Origin of the sequence: Streptomyces sp. BF23-19 (assembly GCF_041106355.1) — a bacterium.
Lineage (GTDB): Bacteria > Actinomycetota > Actinomycetes > Streptomycetales > Streptomycetaceae > Streptomyces > Streptomyces virginiae_A.
In genome coordinates this window covers 1-3,716 of record NZ_JBGBPT010000183.1, presented here as the reverse complement: position 1 = coordinate 3,716, position 3,716 = coordinate 1, and the positions used below count along the sequence as shown (strand labels likewise).

Genomic DNA, 3,716 nt, shown 5'->3' with positions numbered 1-3,716 from the left:
GGGGTCCGCGGGCGGGCCGGGGTCGGCGGGCGGGGTGGGGGTGGGGTCGTCGGGCGGGGTGGGGGTGGGGTCGTCGGGTGCGGGCAGCGGGGTTCCGCTCGTGACCGCTCGCCGCATCGCCGCACCTCCCTCCCCCGGCAACAACCGCCCGGGGACACCCCGGCGGACGGTGCATCCCTGCCCTGGGGACGGTCCCGGCTAACGGCGGAAAGTGGTCAACTCGGTTTCAAGGTAGGACGGATCAGGCATGGTGCGATCAGGCCACGCTGGAGTCGAAAGCGTTGAGGATCTCGGCGGGATGGGTCACCCGCTCGACCATGCCCTCGATCACCCGGGCCAGCACGGGATGGTCGATCCCGCGCAGTGCCGCCAGGTCCAGCCCGGAGAGATCCGGCAGCCGCCCCGGACATCCCGGGGTCGTCGCCTCCACTTCCTGCTGCTTCGTCACCATGTGCCGCCGGGCCCCCTGTCGCGTCGCACACCGGATGGTCCACTTCCCTTTCCCGCCCCCCGGTCCGTGGAAACAGCGGTCCCCGGCCCGGCCCCCGCCCTCGGCGCGGGCGTCAGAGCGAGGCCTCCAAGGCCGTGATCCGAACCCGAACCGCCTCCGAGCGCCCTGCGGCGCCCTCGCGGGTCCGCGTCCACAGCTCCAGCGCCGAGCGGTAGGCGTCCAGGGCCGCGCGGGGCCGGGCGAGGCGTTCGAGCACGTCTCCGCGCAACTGCTGCACACGGGCGGCCAGTTGGACGGCGGTGTCCGCGCGGTCCTCCACGTCGGCCTCCAAGGCGGCCCGCCAGGCCCGCCGGTAGGAGTCCGCCGCCCGGTCGAGGCGTTCCAGCGCCCGGGTGTGGCCGTGGATCTCCTGCTGGACGTCGCCGTGGTCCCGCCAGACGCGGGCCTGTTCCAGCGGGTCGCGGCTGTGCCGGACGGCCAGCTCCAGCAGGTACTCGGCCTCCCGCAGGTCCACCGGGTCGCCCTCGTACGTGTGCCGCAGCCGGAGCCCGGTGGCCAGCCGCAGCAGCCGGTGGGCCGCACCGGGGTCGGACTGCGGGACCGCGGCCCGGCTCTCGCGCAGGACGCGTACGGCGGCCCCGGTGAACCGCCGGCCGTCGGCGGCCCGGGCCCGGTCCAGGAGTACGTCGCCCCACTCGGGCAGGAGTTCCCCGAAGGCCTCCGCGTCGCGGGGGATCAGCCGCCGGGCCCGACCGTACGCCTCGGCCGCGTCCTCCAGGGCCGCCGGGTCGGCGTCCCGCGCGTACCGCCCCCGGTGCACGCGTGCCAGGCACACCAGGGCGGTCACCCGTAGCTCCGGGTCTCCGCCCACCTCCGCCAGGGCCGCGTCCAGCTGACCGGCGGCCTCCCCCAGCCGGCCGGGGAGGTGACGCAGCGCGTCCGCGAGCTCCACCCGTACCTGGGCGGTGCCCGGGCCGGTGCGGCCGGGGACGGCGGGCGCGGCGGTCAGGGCCGCGGCCAGCCGGGCCGCGGCCTGTTCGGCCAGGGCCGTGCGCTCGGCGGGATCCGGGGTGCGGGGCAGCAGGGCCAGCAGGACGCGGCCCAGGGCCAGGTGCAGTTCGGGGTACGGGGCCGGGACCCCGCCCCCGCCGTCCCCTCCGGAGCCGGAGCCGGGGCCGCCGCCCGAGCCGGGGCCGCCGCCCGAGCCGGGGGCCGGGCCCGCCAGGGGTTCGAGGGCGGCCCGGGCCTCGCGGAGCGCGCCCGCCTCGTCGCGCAGCCCGCTCAGCCGGATCAGGGTCTCGGCCCGCCGCACCGCGCAGTCCCGCCGCAGCTCCGGGTCGGCCTCGGCGCCGGCCGCCGCGAACCGCATGTCCGCCGCCGCCAGCAGCTCCGCGTCCGGTCCGGAGGCCAGCGCCCGCTCGTACAGCACCCGGCCGAGCACCGCCCCCGCCCGCGCCGTCCGCAGCCCGGTCACGGCCCGTTCCGCCTCGGCCAGCAGCTCCGGGTCCCGCTGGGCCGTCCACAGCCGCAGCAGCGCCCCCGCCAGTTCGGTCTCCGCCTCCTCCGGCGGATCGCCGGGCCCCGGCGGGGCCGTCACCGCCCGCCGGAGCACCGCCACGGCCTCGTACAGCGCCCGCGCGCCGCCGTCCCCGGCTGCGTCGGCGTCGGCGAGCCGGTCCCGGGCGGCGCGCACCGCCCCGGCCCGGGTGGGCACCGGGGCCGCGGCGGGCCTGCGTACCGCGGGGCCCTCCTCGGGCATCCCGGGCAGGTAGCGGCGTACGACTTTGGCCGAAACCTGCGCGAAGGCCTGCGGGAGCCGCCCCTCCGGAGCCCGTTCGTCCTCCTCGGGTCCGGGGTCGGCGACCGCCGGCGGGGTCCCGGTCAGCTGGGAGACCGCGAGCGCGGGGAAGTTGCGTACGCCCCGGCCGAAGTGCGCCAGTACGTACTCCGAGCAGTGCTTGAGCACCAGCGCGGCCTCGTCCCGCCCCAGCGGCCCCAGCAGCACGTCCTGCACCCCGGGGACGAACTCGTACCAGTGCCCCGACCCCGGCCCGCTGCGCCGCAGCAGCCCGCTCAGAAGCACCTCCGCCAGGTCGGAGGGCTCGGAGTCCGGCAGCATCGTGCGCTGCACCAGCCGCATCACGGGCAGCGTGAGCGGCGCCGCCGACAGGTACACCGCGAGCTGTACGGCCCGGGGCGCGGCCGAGGACCGGAACCGCGCCACGAGCTCGCGCGGCGGACGCACGGCACGCGGCGGCGACAGGGGCGCGGCCGGATGGTCGGCCAGGACCCGGCCCACCTCGGCCGGTACGGGTCCGGCGGTCAGCCCGGCCAGCAGCCGGGCCCACGCCCCGAGGGCGATCGCGCTCGGCGGCAGCACCGGCACCGTCAGCCCGCCCGTGGGCCGCCCGGGCAACGGGGGCCGATCCGGCCGGAACACGAGCCTCTGCCCGCCGCCCTCCGGCCGGGTGAGCGTGCCCCGCTCGGTGGGCAACCAGCTGCGCCCCCACAGCCGCTGCGGCAGCGGCTGGACGACCATGCACGGGGTGCACTCGGCCCACCGGTGGAGCAGCCGCTGCGCGGTGCCCTCGCGCCACAGCGGCCCGGCGCAGTCGGAGACCACCATGGTCAGGGCCCGCCCGGTCGGGTCCCGCAGCTGGTCCCCGGTGCGCAGGCCGGAGGCGCGTACGCAGCCGGGTGCGGGGCTGCGTCCGAGCGCGGCCGTGCCGTCGGCGAGACGGTGCAGATAGTGCACCTGGACGTCCCGGAAGGCACCCAACCGCTCGCACACGGACCGCAGTTCCTCGAACATGTCCTGCCATACGGCCATCGACGGGGAGGCGTCCATCACCAGCCGTACGGTCGCCTCGCGCCGGCTCTCCGGGCGGAGCACCGGGATGACCAGTCCGAGGGCGCGGGCGCTGGCCTCGGCGGTGGCCGCCTCGTCGATCACCAGCCGGGTGGGCGGCCCGGGCGGGCGGTGTCGCTGGAGGGCGCGCAGGGCCCGTTGGATGTCGAGGATGCGGGGCAGCGCGGCGGCCCCGGGCACCCGTACGGGCACCCCGTACTCCTCGGGCGACTCCCCGGGCCGGTACCCGTCGGCGCCGTCGGGCCGGGCCGCCCCGGGTGCGTAGAGCCCGACCGGGGCGTCGACCTCGGCGTCGGGGCGTACGGGTTCGGCGGGCTCCCCGGGCGGCTCCTCGGCCGCGGTCCGCGGGGCGCCCGGCCCCGGCCCGCCGGGGGGGGGCCGTCCCGGTCCGCCGAG

2 protein-coding genes are annotated in these 3,716 nt (G+C 78.6%); both read right to left on the bottom strand.

The features are described from left to right. Positions 1–256 precede the first annotated feature (256 nt). Positions 257–451 (bottom strand): FxSxx-COOH cyclophane-containing RiPP peptide, encoded by a 195-nt coding sequence (gene fxsA, locus AB8A24_RS43100; protein WP_030730904.1) that lies wholly within the window; start codon positions 449–451, stop codon positions 257–259. A gap of 112 nt (positions 452–563) precedes the next feature. Then, positions 564–3,716: SAV_2336 N-terminal domain-related protein (locus tag AB8A24_RS43095; protein ID WP_369479230.1), on the bottom strand; the 3,153-nt coding region annotated here is incomplete at its 5' end.

Coding starts and splice junctions, on each gene's coding strand:
- fxsA (WP_030730904.1), bottom strand. CDS start 451: ATGGTGACGAAGCAGCAGGAAGTGGAGGCGACGACCCCGGGATGTCCG.